The 15197-nt window shown below is 59.4% G+C and carries 16 protein-coding genes; 11 read left to right on the plus strand and 5 right to left on the minus strand.

Translation table 11 applies throughout. The features are described 5' to 3' along the window. Positions 1–72 precede the first annotated feature (72 nt). Positions 73–1194, minus strand: coding sequence for a PilT/PilU family type 4a pilus ATPase (locus QPL96_RS12280; RefSeq protein ID WP_303287660.1), 1122 nt, complete (start codon positions 1192–1194; stop codon positions 73–75). A gap of 236 nt (positions 1195–1430) precedes the next feature. Beyond that, positions 1431–2465: a type IV pilus twitching motility protein PilT gene (locus QPL96_RS12285; RefSeq protein WP_008174189.1), complete on the minus strand. Its 1035-nt coding sequence runs from the start codon at positions 2463–2465 to the stop codon at positions 1431–1433. 140 nt (positions 2466–2605) lie between these two features. Here QPL96_RS12285 and QPL96_RS12290 point away from each other — a divergent pair, with 140 nt between their 5' ends. The 10 genes from QPL96_RS12290 (at position 2606) to QPL96_RS12335 (ending at position 11725) form a co-directional block, all read left to right on the plus strand. After that, the gene (locus QPL96_RS12290) at positions 2606–3310 is read left to right on the plus strand and encodes a YggS family pyridoxal phosphate-dependent enzyme (RefSeq protein ID WP_303287661.1); all 705 of its coding nucleotides are present in this window, start codon (positions 2606–2608) and stop codon (positions 3308–3310) included. Positions 3311–3371: 61 nt separating this feature from the next. After that, a complete protein-coding gene (gene proC, locus QPL96_RS12295; RefSeq protein ID WP_303287662.1) occupies positions 3372–4205 on the plus strand; it encodes a pyrroline-5-carboxylate reductase in 834 nt (277 codons plus the stop codon). Between the two features lie 22 nt (positions 4206–4227). Next, positions 4228–4812 (plus strand): YggT family protein, encoded by a 585-nt coding sequence (locus QPL96_RS12300; RefSeq protein ID WP_303287663.1) that lies wholly within the window; start codon positions 4228–4230, stop codon positions 4810–4812. A gap of 241 nt (positions 4813–5053) precedes the next feature. Next, positions 5054–7018: a dynamin family protein gene (locus QPL96_RS12305; RefSeq protein ID WP_303287664.1), complete on the plus strand. Its 1965-nt coding sequence runs from the start codon at positions 5054–5056 to the stop codon at positions 7016–7018. 127 nt (positions 7019–7145) lie between these two features. Beyond that, positions 7146–8294 (plus strand): homoserine O-acetyltransferase, encoded by a 1149-nt coding sequence (locus QPL96_RS12310; RefSeq protein WP_303287665.1) that lies wholly within the window; start codon positions 7146–7148, stop codon positions 8292–8294. After that, complete coding sequence (gene metW / locus QPL96_RS12315; protein ID WP_303287666.1) at positions 8291–8896, plus strand: methionine biosynthesis protein MetW; 606 nt, start codon at positions 8291–8293, stop codon at positions 8894–8896. The genes QPL96_RS12310 and metW overlap by 4 nt, the downstream gene beginning before the upstream one ends. Next, positions 8893–9360, plus strand: a complete 468-nt coding sequence (locus QPL96_RS12320) for a DUF4426 domain-containing protein (protein WP_303287667.1) — start codon at positions 8893–8895, stop codon at positions 9358–9360. Before metW ends, QPL96_RS12320 begins: the two co-directional genes overlap by 4 nt. A gap of 7 nt (positions 9361–9367) precedes the next feature. Next, complete coding sequence (gene rdgB / locus QPL96_RS12325; protein WP_303287668.1) at positions 9368–9985, plus strand: RdgB/HAM1 family non-canonical purine NTP pyrophosphatase; 618 nt, start codon at positions 9368–9370, stop codon at positions 9983–9985. A 76-nt stretch (positions 9986–10061) separates the two neighbouring features. Then, the gene (hemW, locus tag QPL96_RS12330; RefSeq protein WP_303287736.1) at positions 10062–11192 is read left to right on the plus strand and encodes a radical SAM family heme chaperone HemW; all 1131 of its coding nucleotides are present in this window, start codon (positions 10062–10064) and stop codon (positions 11190–11192) included. Continuing rightward, positions 11192–11725, plus strand: coding sequence for a hypothetical protein (locus QPL96_RS12335; RefSeq protein WP_303287669.1), 534 nt, complete (start codon positions 11192–11194; stop codon positions 11723–11725). Before hemW ends, QPL96_RS12335 begins: the two co-directional genes overlap by 1 nt. Positions 11726–11760: 35 nt before the next feature. On the opposite strand, the gene trmB is transcribed toward QPL96_RS12335, so the two are convergent. The 3 genes from trmB to QPL96_RS12350 form a co-directional block, all read right to left on the minus strand. Beyond that, positions 11761–12495, minus strand: a complete 735-nt coding sequence (trmB, locus tag QPL96_RS12340) for a tRNA (guanosine(46)-N7)-methyltransferase TrmB (protein WP_303287670.1) — start codon at positions 12493–12495, stop codon at positions 11761–11763. A 72-nt stretch (positions 12496–12567) separates the two neighbouring features. After that, positions 12568–14100, minus strand: coding sequence for a YifB family Mg chelatase-like AAA ATPase (locus QPL96_RS12345; protein ID WP_303287671.1), 1533 nt, complete (start codon positions 14098–14100; stop codon positions 12568–12570). Between the two features lie 60 nt (positions 14101–14160). Next, positions 14161–14415, minus strand: coding sequence for an accessory factor UbiK family protein (locus QPL96_RS12350; protein WP_303287672.1), 255 nt, complete (start codon positions 14413–14415; stop codon positions 14161–14163). Positions 14416–14797: 382 nt separating this feature from the next. Here QPL96_RS12350 and glnK point away from each other — a divergent pair, with 382 nt between their 5' ends. After that, complete coding sequence (gene glnK / locus QPL96_RS12355; RefSeq protein ID WP_303287673.1) at positions 14798–15136, plus strand: P-II family nitrogen regulator; 339 nt, start codon at positions 14798–14800, stop codon at positions 15134–15136. The last annotated feature ends 61 nt before the right edge of the window (positions 15137–15197 follow it).

Here is a 15197-nt window from a genome sequence, read left to right on the forward strand (position 1 = left end):
CAGTACGCGGTGCAGGGTTCCCAGAATGCTTTGCGAAACATCTGCAACGAAAGCCTGATGGTGCGGCGCAGGTTAGTCGTCCTGAATCGAAAGCCTGTCCACCGAAGACGACAATTTATCCGCCCCCTGGGCATCGGCACCCAGTTTAATCATCAGGCGCAGATCATTGGCGGAGTCGGCATGAGCCAGAGCGTCTTCGTAAGTAATCGATCCGTCGGAGTACAGCTGGTAAAGCGCCTGATCGAAGGTTTGCATACCGGATTCGTTGGACTTGGCCATCAACTCCTTCAGGCGATGCACCTCGCCCTTACGGATCAGGTCCGCCACCAGCGGAGTATTGATCAGCACCTCGATAACCGCCTTACGCCCTTTACCATCGGGTGTGGGAATGAGCTGTTGCGCCACAATGGCCCTGAGGTTCAGGGACAGGTCCATCCAGATCTGGTTATGCTGTTCCGGCGGAAAAAACTGAATGATCCGGTCCAGTGCCTGGTTGGCGTTATTGGCATGCAATGTCGCCAGACACAGGTGGCCGGTTTCGGCAAACTGCACCGAGTATTCCATGGTCTGGCGGGTACGCACCTCACCGATCAGGATAACGTCCGGTGCCTGACGCAGGGTGTTCTTCAGAGCCACTTCAAAGCTTTCGGTATCAATCCCTACTTCCCGCTGGGTCACGATACAGCCCTGGTGCTGGTGGACGAATTCGATCGGATCCTCTATGGAAATGATGTGGCCACGGCTGTTACGGTTACGGTGCCCCAGCATGGCCGCCAGCGAGGTGGACTTGCCGGTACCGGTGGCACCCACAAACATGATCAGGCCCCGCTTGGTCATGGCCAGATCCTTGATCACCCCCGGCAGGGCAAGGTCGTCAATCTGCGGAATCTTCACCTCAATCCGGCGCAACACCATGCCGCAGAGGTTGCGCTGGAAGAAGGCGGAGACCCGGAAGCGGCCAATGCCCCGGGCGCTGATCGCAAAGTTACATTCGTGGGTTTCCTCAAACTCGGCGCGCTGTTTTTCGTTCATCGAGCCGTAGACAAACTCCCTCGTCTGCTCCGGCGTCAGCGCGTTCTTGGTAACCGGCAGCACTTTCCCGTTCACCTTCATGCTTGGCGGCACACCCGCTGTAATAAACAGGTCCGAACCGCCCTTTTCCACCATCAGCCGTAACAGTTTTTCGAATTCCATTTTTTTTACCCAGTCTTCATTTTTTGGTGCCTGGGTGGTGTGGGTACTGCTTCCCGGGACGCGCTGTAAATACATCCATGTAAGCTTGACTGCAGCATCCATGCTGCAGTCAGTCCCGGAAAGCAGTACCCGCCCCACCCTTCAAACTCTATTCGGGTCAAACTCTAATTCGGGGAGTCCGGCTGGATTACCCCGCTACTCCCTACACCCGACTCTGGGCACAGGGAACAAGAAAGTTAGAAGTTATCAGGCATCTTCGCCTTGGCCCGCGCTGCTTCGCGGGATATCAGCCCTTTCTGAAGCAACCGCTCCAGGCACTGGTCCAGTGTCTGCATGCCCAGGGAACCACCGGTCTGGATCGACGAGTACATCTGGGCGATCTTGTCCTCACGGATCAGGTTACGGATCGCTGAGGTTCCAATCATGATCTCGTGTGCCGCAATCCGGCCGCCGCCCATTTTCTTCATCAGGGTCTGAGAAATAACCGCCTGCAGGGATTCCGACAACATCGACCGCACCATGGACTTTTCCTCGGCCGGGAACACATCCACCACCCGGTCGATAGTCTTGGCGGCAGAGGTGGTATGCAGGGTGCCGAACACCAGGTGGCCGGTTTCCGCGGCGGTGAGGGCCAGGCGAATGGTTTCCAGATCCCGCAGCTCACCTACCAGGATAATGTCCGGGTCCTCCCGCAGTGCCGAGCGCAGCGCTTCGTTGAAGCCCAGGGTATCCCGGTGCACTTCCCGCTGGTTCACCAGGCATTTCTTGGAGTCATGCACGAATTCGATAGGGTCCTCAATAGTGAGGACGTGCTCATAACGGGTGTCGTTGATGTAGTCGATCATTGCGGCCAGCGTGGTCGACTTACCGGAACCGGTCGGGCCGGTCACCAGCACCAGCCCGCGGGGCACCGAAGACACATCCTTGAAGACCTGGCCCATGCCCAGATCCTCCATGGTCAGAACCTTGGAGGGTATGGTCCGGAACACCGCACCGGCACCGCGGTTCTGGTTGAAGGCGTTGACACGGAAACGGGCCACACCGGGCACTTCAAAGGAAAAGTCGGTTTCCAGGAATTCTTCGTAGTCCTTGCGCTGCTTGTCATTCATGATGTCATAGATCAGCCCGTGGACTTCTTTGTGCTCCATGGGCGGCAGGTTGATGCGGCGAACGTCCCCATCAACACGAATCATCGGTGGCAGGCCGGCAGACAGGTGCAAGTCAGACGCGCCCTGTTTGGCCGAAAAGGCAAGCAGTTCAGTAATATCCATAGAAATCCTCGGAAGGCTTTTTCTTTTATCCCGGTCGTATGCGCCCGGCGAGGCCCCGGCGTGGTTCACTTGGCATTTCAGTGACCTGCGGGTAACGTGTCATCGTACAAGTGACAGACCGGACGTGGCATTTTCACACTATGAGCAGCATAGCAGACAACATCGGGAGCGTAACCCGACGCATACAAAAAGCAACATTGCAGGCGGGCCGCGAGCCGGGAGCCGTGCAGCTGCTCGCCGTGAGCAAGGCGCGACCGCCTGACAATCTGCATGAGGCCTACGCCGCGGGGCAGCGCGCGTTCGGTGAGAGTTACCTTCAGGAAGCCCTGGCGAAGATCGAAGCGCTGGCGGATCTCGACGGCATCGAGTGGCATTTCATCGGCCCGGTACAATCCAACAAGACCCGACAAATTGCGTCTGCCTTTTCCTGGGTCCACAGTGTCGATCGCCTCAAGATTGCCCGTCGACTCAGTGAGCAACGAGACCCGGGTATGCCACCATTGAATATCTGCCTTCAGGTCAATATTAATGAGGAAGACAGCAAATCAGGTAGCAGAATTACGGAGCTTCCGGAACTGGTGGCCGCCATCGGCGAGTTACCGAACCTGAAATTGAGAGGCCTGATGGCCATTCCGGACCCGGACCAGCCCGAGGCAGAGCTGAGGACCAGCTTCCGGAAACTGGCCAACACCCTGAAGCAACTGAAAACGGATTATCCAGACGCAGGCCCCCTGGACACACTGTCCATGGGCATGTCCGGCGACCTGGACATTGCCATTGCCGAAGGGGCTACCTGGGTGAGAGTGGGCACTGCACTGTTCGGCAAACGGCCAGCAAAGAGCTGAAGCGGCCGGTTCCTGTTATCATCAGGTCCAGACGTTTAACCGATCAACCGGGGAGTGAACCTTGAGCACATCACCAACCATTTCTTTTATTGGCGCCGGCAACATGGCCAGCGCCATCATTGGCGGTATGCTGGACAACGGCTGCAAAGCCGGCGACATCTGGGTCAGCGCACCGGATGACACACACCTGCAATCCATCCGCAAGCGTTTCGGGGTGAGCATCACCACCGACAATCGCTACTGCGCCCAACAGGCTGACATGGTGGTTCTCGCGGTCAAACCCCAGGTGATGGCCGATGTCTGTCGCGATATTGCTCCGGTAGTGCAGAACACCCGACCACTGATGGTCTCCATTGCCGCCGGCCTGACTGTTGACACGCTGGATGGCTGGCTCGGTGGCGGCCTGCCCCTGGTCAGGGTGATGCCCAACACGCCGTCTCTGGTCGGCAAAGGGGCTGCCGGCCTCTTTGCCAACAAGGACGTAAAAGACAACCAGAAGAAGATGGTGGCGTCGGTATTCGAGAGCATCGGTTCCGCGCTCTGGGTCGACGACGAACACCTTCTGCATGGCGTTACCGCCCTTTCCGGCAGCGGGCCGGCCTATTTCTTCCTGATGCTCGAAGTACTCGAGGAAGTGGCGACGGAAGCCGGCATCGCCGCCGGCACCGCCCGTGAACTGGCCATCCAGACCATGGCAGGGGCTGCCGAGATGGCCGCCCGCAGTGAACACGATCCCGGCCAGCTCAAGCGTAATGTGATGTCGCCCGGAGGCACCACGGAGCAGGCCATCAAAACCTTTGAAGAGGGCGGTATGCGGGATCTGGTCCGCAAGGCCTACAACGCGGCGTTCAAGCGCTCGGAAGAAATGGCCAAAGAACTGGCTGGCAAACAGTAACCGATAACGGAGACACGGCTTCATGCTGGCAGACATCCTGATTACCATCCTGCTGATCGCATCCACCTTTTATCTGACCATCGTTCTGCTGCGGTTCCTGCTTCAACTGGCCAGGGCGGATTTCTACAACCCGATCACCCAGTTTGTGGTTAAGGCCACCACCCCCCTGCTACGGCCACTGCGGCGCTTTATCCCGGGGTGGGGCGGAATTGACGGTGCCGCACTGGTTCTGGCGGTCATTATCCAGGCCATCACCCTCTTCCTGATTCTGGTCGCCCTGAACAGCGGTATTCCCGCCATGAACCCGCTCACCCTGTTGGTCTGGGCGGTACTGAACGTGCTGGATCTGATCGTGAAGATCTACTTCTGGTCCGTCATTGCCGTCGTGGTTGTCAGCTGGATAGCGCCCGGCAGTAGCCATCCGGCGATTCAGCTGGTTGCCCAGATCACCGAGCCGGTGATGCGCCCGGTGCGTAACGTCATACCCTCCATGGGCGGCCTGGACCTGTCACCGATCATTGTCTTCCTGATTCTGAATGTCATTTCGGTGGTCATTGGACATATGAAGGTGGCTGCAGGGCTGGGGTCCATCGGGCTCGGACTGTAAACCGCGTCTCAAATATACATTTTGTAACACTTTGCGACGAAAACGATTATTACTTGGCTGCAGACTCAGAATGCTGATTTTGCAGCTTTTTTTTGGGTGACTTTCCAACTCACCCAATTTCACTCCCGCAGCCCAGCCGCAAACATTACCACAACAGGATAGTATTGCCGGTAATTAATCCGTCACCCGTGAGCACCCGCTTTGCCCGGGATACCCGGAAGTCGCGCAGAAGGAAATTCCAATGAACCCACAGGGAACTCTGTCGCAGCAGGTAGAGGCTTACCACAACTGGAAAAAAGAGCTGATCCGCCAGATTGGCCGCTACCGGTTATGGCTGCAGGATAACAATCTGTTTTCCGACGATATCAGCATCCGCATTCGCCACGGGCTCGAATTGCTTATTGAGGACGAACTGACCATTGCGTTTGTCGGAGAGTACTCCCGCGGCAAGACCGAGCTGATTAACGCCCTGTTCTTCTCGGAATACGGCCAACGTATGCTGCCGTCCCAGGCCGGGCGCACCACCATGTGTCCCACCGAGCTGTTTTTTGATCGTAGCGCCAACGAGAATTATCTGCTTCTGTTACCGATTGAAACCCGAAACGGCGATCTGTCCCTGCAACAACTGCGCAAACAGCCGGAACGTTGGGTCAGGCATGAACTGGACGAGCGCAACCCCGAAATCATGCGCGAAGCACTGGCCGAGGTGGCCAGGGTCAAGAGCGTGCCGCCGGAAGAGGCGCGGGGGCTGGGCTTTGACGAAAACATGCTGGAGCATGACCGCAGCAACCCAGGCAATGTCCAGGTGCCGGCATGGCGTAACGCCCAGATCAGCATCCGGCACCCGCTGTTCGAGCGCGGGCTCCGCATTCTGGACACCCCGGGGCTGAATGCCCTGGGTTCCGAGCCCGAGCTGACCATCAGCATGCTGCCCCGGGCCCATGCCATAATCTTCGTGCTCAGCGCCGACACCGGCGTAACCGCCAGCGACATGACCATCTGGAACGAGCATATCGACACCCAGCACGCAGACCATCGCGCCGGCCGCTTTGCCGTTCTGAACAAAATCGATGTGCTCTGGGACGACCTGCAGGGCGAGCGCCACACCCAGGAAGCCATAGGCCGGGTGCGCGGCTATACCGCCGACCATCTGGGCATGCGCCAGCATGATGTCATCCCCGTCTCCGCCAAACAGGGCCTGATGGCAAGAGTCAGGAAGAACAGTGAACTGTTCGACCGCTCCAATATTGGCCAGCTTGAGCAACTGATTATACAGCGCATCCTGATGCACAAGGAGCAGCTGATCACCCAAAGCCTGATCAACGATCTTCTGGGCATGCTGCAGAACAGCCAGGCAGCCATGCAAACTCGCCTGGAATCCCTGGAAGAGGAACTCCAGGCCTGTGCCGGCGTGACCATGGACAAGGCAGCATTGGGCCGGCTGGCCGAGCGCGCCCAGAAAGACTACGACTACTACTACAAGAAGCTGATCACCCTGCGTTCAAGCCGGCGCCTGATGGATTCCCAGGGCAACCTGCTGAAAGCGCTGGTGAGCGAGGAGCGCTTTGAGGCCCACGCCGAGCGAGTCCGCGATAACATGTCGAAAAGCTGGACCACAGCCGGCATGAACCGCGCCATGGATCAGTTCTTTGAACTGCTTGAGAGTGATCTGACCAACCTGCTTGGCGAAGGCCATCTGGCCGAGAAAATGGTGGGCGCCATATACCGCCGCTACAACGAGGATAACCGTGCCCGCCACCTGGAACCCATACCTCTGCGGGCCGGCCGCCACGTCATTGCCATCCGCGAACTGCGGAAAAAGGCCCGCCGCTTCCGCAGCAGCCCGAAAAACCTGCTGACCGAGCAATCCGTCCTGGTTCGCCGCTTCTTCAATGTCATGGTCGGTGAAGCCCGCACCCTGCACGCCCGGGTGCGCAAAGACGTCGAGCGCTGGCCATCGGAAGCATTGCTGCCCATTATGCAATTCTCAATGGAACAGAAGCAGTTGCTGGAACACCAGATCCGGCGCCTGCGCGACATGGTCCGCAATGACCGGGACAGCCGGGCCGAGCGTCAGCGCCTGAATCACGCCATCACCGACCTCCGCCGACAACTGGAACTGGCCGATGCCATGCAGCGCCAGATCCGCAAGCCGGCCCCTACCCTGATCCAGCAGAAAGTGGTAAACATCTCCGGGGCTGTGTAAGCCCCGCCACAGCGACCATGCAGGCGGTTGCAGCCATCACGCCCCGGCTTTAAACTGCTGGGCTGGCGATGGCTTTGCCGTTGCCGTTCCAGACACTTACGGATCGAACCAGGAACCTCTCGCGCCGATGCCCGATTCCCTGCCTGCGGATTCTGTTGGGATAGTCACCCCGCAGACCTATCATTTCGACGCTCCCATCGATCTGGCCTGTGGCCAGACCCTGGAAAACTATGACCTGGTGGTCGAGACCTACGGCACACTGAACGCGGATGCGAGCAATGCCGTGCTCATCTGCCACGCATTGAGCGGGCATCACCACGCCGCCGGCTATCATTCCGCCGAAGACCGCAAGCCGGGCTGGTGGGACAGCTGCATCGGGCCAGGAAAACCCATCGATACCGACCGTTTTTTTGTCGTCAGCCTGAACAACCTCGGAGGCTGCCACGGCAGCACTGGCCCGGGCAGCACCAACCCCGCGACCGGCAAGCCCTACGGGCCGGAGTTTCCGGTCATTACCGTCGGCGACTGGGTAAAAAGCCAGGCCCTGCTGGCGGACCGGCTCGGCATTGATTGCTGGGCCGCCGTGATTGGAGGGTCCCTGGGCGGCATGCAGGCAATGCAGTGGAGCCTGGACTACCCGGGCCGCCTGCGGCATGCGGTGATTATTGCCTCTACACCCCGGCTGACGGCCCAGAACATTGCCTTTAACGAGGTGGCGCGCCAGGCCATCACCTCAGACCGGGAATTCCACGACGGCCGCTACTACGACTTCGATACCGTCCCCCGCCGGGGCCTTATGCTTGCACGAATGGTCGGGCACATCACCTATCTGTCCGATGCCTCCATGGGCGAGAAGTTTGGCCGCGAACTGAGGGACCAGGCCTACAAGTTCGGCTACGACGCCGAATTCCAGGTGGAAAGCTACCTGCGCTACCAGGGCGAGCGATTCTCCGAATCCTTCGACGCCAACACCTACCTGTTGATGACCCGGGCGCTGGATTACTTTGATCCGGCCTATGAGTTCGGCGGCGACCTGTCCAAGGCCCTCGCTGCGGCTACCTGCGAGTACCTGGTCCTTTCCTTCAGTACCGACTGGCGCTTCACTCCGTCCCGCTCGGAAGAGATGGTTAACGCCATGATCGCGGCCAGGCGCCAAGTCAGCTATGCTGAAGTGGATGCCCCCTGGGGCCACGACGCCTTTTTGATTCCCACACCACGGTATACTGATATTTTCAACGCCTACATGGACCGCGTCGCAAGGGAGGTCGGTGCGTGAGACCGGATCTCGAAATCATCCAGCAATGGGTTCAGCCCGGCCACCATGTACTTGATCTGGGCTGTGGTGATGGCACCCTGCTCGACTTCCTCCACCGGGAGCGAGGCGCCAGCGGCTTCGGCCTGGAGATCAACCCGGACCACATCACAACCTGCATGGGCAGGGGCGTCGCGGTCATCGAACAGAACCTTGACACCCAGGGGCTGGGCAACTTTGATGACGGAAGTTTCGATATTGTTCTGATGACCCAGGCGCTGCAGGCCGTGCGGAGGCCAGACAAGGTTCTGGATGAAATGCTGCGGGTTGGCAGCGAAGGCATCGTCACCTTCCCGAACTTTGCCCACTGGCGCCTGCGCTGGGGACTAACCCTGAGCGGGCGTATGCCCGAGTCCGAGGCATTGCCGTATAAATGGTATAACACGCCTAACATACGGCTGTGCACCTTCAAGGATTTTGAGGCCCTGTGCCGACAGAAAGGCATCAAAATCAAAAGCCGGCGGGTGGTGGACCGCCAGCACCAGAACAGTTGGCTGGCCCGCTTGTGGCCAAACCTGCTGGGCGAGATCGCCATTTACCGGATTACACGGGAGACCAACCAATGATCGCAAAAACCGTTTCCACATGCCGCAACCTTCTGCGCAGCCTCCTGATTGTCACACTCATTGGCCTGTTCAGCGCCCAGGTCCATGCGGGTTCAAAAAACTTCGGTGACTACACCGTACTCTGGAGCGTTCTGCCCAGCACCTTTCTGGCTCCGGAGATTGCCAAAGCCTACAACCTTCAGCGCAGCAAGGGCATTGGCATCGTCAACATTGCCATCATGGAGGAAAACGAGGACGGCTCCATGTCTCCGGTGAGTGGCCAGGTGGAGGGCAAGGTGGCCAACGATGTCCAGCAGGTGCGATTCCTGGCGTTCCGCCGGATTCAGGAAGGCGATTCCGTCTATTTCATCGCCGAGTACCAGTACCCGTCCGGTGAGCTGATGACCTTCAACATCACCGCGCGTCCCACCGGCCATCCGCAGGATCTGGCGGTACGGTTTGCCCACACACTGTTCAACGATTGAGCCCGTTATGACCGAAAAGCTCGTTATCGCCAGCAACAACAAAGGCAAAATTGCCGAACTGGCCGGGTGGCTGGCGCCCCTGGGCATAACCCCGATTGCCCAGGGAGAGCTTGGGGTGGATGAGGTCGGGGAACCCGCCGTTACATTTGTCGAGAACGCGATTCTCAAAGCCCGGCACGCAGCCAGGGCAACCGGACTGCCCGCCCTGGCAGACGATAGCGGACTGGCCGTTGATGCCCTCGGAGGCCAGCCCGGTGTTCGCTCTGCCCGCTTTGCAGGCGAAAACGCCACGGACCAGGACAACGTAAACGCGCTGCTCGAAGCCATGGCCGGCATCCCGGACGAGCAGCGAGGAGCGCAGTTCCACTGTGTGCTGGTATACCTTCGCCACGCCGATGACCCGACCCCGGTGATTTGTCATGGCCGCTGGTCCGGGTCAATACTCCGGGTACCCAGCGGCGACGGCGGTTTTGGGTACGATCCGGTGTTCCTGGCTCCAGAACAGGGTTGCAGCGCGGCGGAATTGTCCCGCACCGAGAAAGGCCGCATCAGCCACCGGGGCCGGGCCCTGAGGCTTCTGGCAGAACAGCTCAGAGCGGAGTCCTTAGCCGGTGCGCAGTGCTGAATCTGTGGGCAGTCCTGAACCGGTGGACAGCCACGAACCCGTCGACAGTTACCAACCGGCGGCGGTTTGCCCGCCACTGAGCCTGTATATCCATGTGCCCTGGTGCGTGCGCAAGTGCCCCTACTGCGACTTCAACTCCCACGCTATCCACACCTCTCACTCCACTACAGACGCAATTCCGGAATCCGCCTACCTTGACGCCCTGGTTGAAGACCTCGACCAGGACCTGGCTTTCGTTTCCGGACGCCCCATAGAAACCCTCTTTATCGGAGGCGGCACACCGTCACTGATGAGTGGTGATTTCTACCACCGGCTGTTCGACCACTTGCGGGCAAGGCTCAACATCACACCCGATGCAGAAATCACCCTGGAAGCCAATCCGGGAACACTGGAAACCGGCCGCTTCGAGGCCTTCCGGAAAGCCGGTATCAACCGGTTGTCCATCGGGGTTCAGAGTTTCAACTCCAGCCACCTGAAAGCACTGGGGCGCATCCACGACAGCGAAGCCGCCCATGGCGCCATTACTGCCGCCCGTCAGGCGGGGTTCGACAACCTCAACATAGACCTGATGCACGGGTTACCAGGCCAGACGCCTGAGCAGGCACTGGAAGATCTCAGAACCGCTCTCGATTACCAGCCTCCGCATCTGTCCTGGTATCAACTGACCCTGGAGCCGAACACCGAATTCCATAGCCGGCCACCGGATATGCCGGACGACGATCACCTCTGGGACATCTATCGGCAGGGCATCCAACTTCTGCGGCAGCAGGGTTTTCAGGATTACGAGGTCTCAGCCTGGAGCCGAGGCGATAGCGCGTCACGCCACAACCTGAATTACTGGACCTTTGGTGATTACCTGGCGCTTGGCGCCGGAGCCCATGGCAAGATCAGCCTGGCCGATGGCAGCATCCGGCGATACTGGAAAACCCGCCAGCCCGAAGCTTACCTGAACCGGATCGGCAGCCGGACAGCAGGCAATGCCATGATTGCTCCCGAAGACCTGCCCCTGGAATTCCTGATGAACGCCCTGCGGCTTACAGAGGGGGTGAGCGAACGCCTTTTTTGCGAGCGAACGGGTTTACCCCTGTCATCAGTTGGGGTAAAACTGAAAACAGCACGCGATGAGAAACTGCTGGTTGAAGACCGGCTGCAGGCCACAGCCCTGGGCCAGAGATACCTTAACAGCCTGTTGGAGCGTTTTCTGTAATGGACCCTGCGCACGGATTGGCAGCCTTTCCAAAAGGCCTGAAAGTCAGCCTGGTCGTGGCTGCGGTGCTGTTGTTTGCCCTGCTGCTGATCAATCAGCCATTGCAGTCCGCTTCCGCTCCCCAAGGCATTGTCAGTTACCAGCTCGCCGGCACAGCTGACCAGGCGCACGCCATCATTCGTAGCTGGCGCAGTGAGGGCGTTGTCTGGGCCAAGGTTTCCTTGTGGCTGGATTTCCTGTTTATTCCCGCCTACACCATCGCCCTGGTTCTCCTGACCCATCACTTCACCCGGGATCGCCCCGGAATCCGTGAGCGCATGGTGGCCAGATGGGTCCGAGCACTATTCGTAACGGCCGGGCTCAGTGATGTTGCCGAGAACATCCTGCTGCTGAACAATTTCAGCCCGCCCACCGATGCGATGAGCCTTTCGGCAACCCTCTGCGCCCTGGTCAAATTTACCGCGCTGACCCTGGGCATGGCCGGGCTGGTCATTCTCCGGGCCTCGCGGCGCCGTCCGCTGGCGCACCACTGAAGCTCCGCCCGACCATTCCTGCCGGGGGTCACCGACTAATTGGTTCGATAAAACAACAGATCCCATACCCCGTGTCCAAGGTTTTCGCCCCGCTTTTCAAACTTGGTAATCGGACGATCTTCCGGTCGCGGTGAATATCCTCCGGATTCCCGGGCATTAACAAACCCTTCGGATTCATTCATTACTTCCATCATGTGTTCCGCGTAGTTCTCCCAGTCCGTCGCCAGATGGAGAATACCGCCCACCCGGAGCTTGTGGCGAACACGCTGGACAAACTCGTGCTGGATCAGCCGGCGCTTGTGATGCTTTTTCTTGTGCCAGGGGTCCGGGAAGAACACCATCACCCGATCCAGACAGGCATCCGGCAGGCACAGATCAATCACGTCATTGGCATCGATGCTATAGATCCGGACATTGTCCAGGCCGCGATCCTCAACCTCCCTGAGCAGAGCACCCACACCTGGCTGGTGCACCTCGACACCGATGAAATCCTGCTCCGGGGCAGCTTCCGCCATCTCCGCCAGGGACTTGCCCATGCCAAACCCAATCTCCAGATTCAGCATGGCGTCCCGGCCAAACACCTGGCGCGGATCGATCATTCCGTCTTCCCGGGTGAGGCCGTATTTCGGCCAACTGCGCTCAAACGCCTTTTTCTGGCCCTCGGTCATTCGGCCCTGGCGCAGGACAAAGCTGCGCACGCCACGGCGGGTTGTTACCGGTGATTCCGTGGCAGTGCCTTTCGGATCTTGCGGCTCTTTCTGGTCAGTCATCTGCAATCCTTAACCGCCGGCAGCGGGTCTTGTTCAACGGACTTTGACCACAGTCTACCAGAGTGACAAGGTTCAGGCGGATACCACCGAATTGCGCCCCTGTTGGCGATCCAGTTGCCGGTAGCCGAGCGCCTCAACCAGGTGGACCTGGTGGAGTCCGTCACAGTCCTCAAGATCCGCGAGGGTACGAGCCACCCGCAATATCCGGTGCAATGCCCGGGCCGACAGCCCCAGCTTCTCCATGGCGCCGCAGAGCAACTGCTCTCCCTGGTGGTCCAGTTGACAAGCTGAGTGAAGTCCCCGCCCTGCCAGGGCAGCGTTCACGCAACCCCGCTCCGATTGTTTCATCCTGGCTGCGATAACCCGTTCCCGGACCCTGGCACTGGCCTCGCCATCGCCGCCCTGTTGCATCAGTAGGCCGCCACCCTGAACCGGGACCTCCACATGCAGATCGAACCGGTCCAGCAGAGGCCCGGAGATCTTCGACCGATACCGCATCACCTGCTGCGGTGTACACTGACACTCAATGGTCGGGTGACCACTGTAACCGCAGGGGCATGGGTTCATCGCCCCGACGACTTGAAAGCGAGCCGGAAAATTCACCTGGCGCGCGGCCCGGCTGATCGTAATGTGCCCCGTTTCCATGGGTTCCCGAAGCACTTCCAGAACCCGACGCTCAAACTCTGGCAATTCATCCAGAAAAAGTACGCCGCGATGGGCGAGAGAGATTTCCCCCGGCCGCGGGCTGCTCCCGCCACCGACCAGAGCCACCGCGGATGCTGTGTGGTGGGGCGCCCGGAACGGCGGCTGGCGCCACCCGCCCTCTCTCATGGCAAGCCCGGCAACCGAGTGAACGCTGGCAACTTCCATGGCCGCATCGTCGGTCAATGCCGGAAGAATACCCGGCAGACGGCTGGCCAGCATGCTCTTGCCGGTACCAGGCGGCCCGAACAATAACAGGTTGTGGCCGCCGGCGGCGGCCACTTCGAGCGCCCTGCGAGGGACCCGTTGGCCGCGGACATCGGAGAGGTCTGGTATCTCACCGTTGTTGCCGGGTACCCGCTCCAGTGGTGATTTGGGCACCGGAACCAGCCTGGCCCGGCCGCTGAGGTGTTCACATACGGTCAACAGGTGGCCGGCCGCCAGCACGTCACCCTGGCTGGCCAGGGCCGCCTCGCCGGCATTGCCGTGGGGAACCAGCAAGGCTCGCTGGTCCTGCCGGGCAGCAAGCACAGCCGGAAGCACGCCCTTCAGAGGCCTCAGCGCGCCATCGAGGGACAGCTCCCCGAGAAACTCGCAACCGGCAAGACTCTCCGCCGGAATCTGGCCCGATGCCGCCAGAACCCCAAGGGCAATGGGCAGGTCAAACCGGCCGCCTTCCTTGGGCAGATCAGCGGGGGCGAGGTTGATCGTAATGCGGCGGGCGGGGAAGTCGAACCCCGCATTCAGAAGGGCACTGCGAACCCGCTCCTTGCTCTCGCGAACGCCGGTTTCAGGGAGGCCGACAATCGAGAGTGCCGGCAATCCCCCTGAGAGGTGGACTTCAACTGTAACGGGTGGAGCAGACACGCCGATTATGGCGCGGGAATGAACGATAGCTAACATGACAACCTTCCATGGTGACCGGAAAACCGTGCCCGGCACCCTGCCGGACTGATCCGGAGTTTATTGTTCCTGCAGGGACTTTTCCAGCTCGGCGACCCGTTTTTCGAGCGCCTCCACCTTTTCACGGGTCTTCAGCAGCACCGCCTGTTGGGCATCAAACTCTTCCCGGGTTACCAGTTCCAGGCGGGACAGGACCGACATCACCGTTGCCCGAGCCTGGGTTTCAAAATCCTCTCGGGCGGCGCGGGCCATATCGGGAACGAACTGACCAAGCTGGCCCTGTAACTGGGCGAAAATATCCTGGGGACCCTTCACACATCACCTCACTGATTCCAGAAATGTCGGGCTTCGACTAAAAGAGAGGAGCTCTCACCGGTTTACGGGAGTGTATCACACCGCAGCCCCTGCCATACTGTGCCCGGTCGGCCTTATAATAATGGACGAACGGCCAGTGAGCCCGCTCCAATTTGACTCACCGGCTGACTGCCCGCTCCATTTTGGTGCAGATCTTTGCGCCATTCTGGTACGCGGATATTGTAGATTATTGTTTTGAATGTGTTTTTTTTGCGTTGGCATACCCGATGCTAAAGCCCTCGTACGCAATCCGCACAATTGGTGTGCGAGGTGGCAGCATCCCGACCTCAACAACTGGCCGACGGGCCCTCACTGTTGGGACGGCTTTACCAAGGAGAAAGCAATGAAACTTGTGACAGCGATCATCAAGCCTTTCAAACTGGATGATGTCCGTGAGGCACTATCCGAGATTGGCGTGCAAGGCGTAACCGTCACTGAAGTCAAAGGCTTCGGTCGGCAGAAAGGCCACACAGAACTGTACCGTGGCGCGGAATACGTGGTGGACTTCCTGCCCAAGGTCAAAGTGGAAGTGGCCATTAGCAACAACCTGCTGGACCAGGTCATCGAATCCATTACCAAGGCAGCCAACACCGGCAAGATCGGTGACGGCAAGATTTTCGTGACTGAACTGGAACAGGCCATCCGTATCCGGACAGGCGAAACCGGCGAAGAAGCGGTCTGAACCCGCTCTGATTTTTTCGATCAGCCAACGCAAAAAAATTTATAACCTGAAAAGCCTCGTG

Source organism: Marinobacter sp. SS8-8, assembly GCF_030540945.1.
Lineage (GTDB): Bacteria > Pseudomonadota > Gammaproteobacteria > Pseudomonadales > Oleiphilaceae > Marinobacter.